The 207-nt window shown below is 43.0% G+C and carries 1 pseudogene; it reads left to right on the forward strand.

Annotation, left to right across the window (positions count from 1 at the left end):
* Positions 1-207: pseudogene (locus COZ07_RS04890) on the forward strand (IS21 family transposase); the annotation flags it as partial.

The following is a 207-nucleotide window of genomic DNA, read 5'->3' on the forward strand; positions in this document are numbered from 1 at the left end:
GGGAGGAAGCCCAGGTTGATTTCGGCTATCTCGGCTATACCTTGTACCAAGGCAAAAAGAGGAAGACCTGGGTCTTTAATATGCGGTTATCCTATTCTCGCTTAGACTATTACGAGATAGTCTATGACCAGAGGGTAGAGACCTTTATCAGATGTCATATCAATGCCTTTAATTATTTCGGTGGAATACCCCAATACGTCAAGATAG

Origin of the sequence: Candidatus Infernicultor aquiphilus (assembly GCF_002784285.1) — a bacterium.
GTDB lineage: Bacteria > Atribacterota > Phoenicimicrobiia > Phoenicimicrobiales > Phoenicimicrobiaceae > Infernicultor > Infernicultor aquiphilus.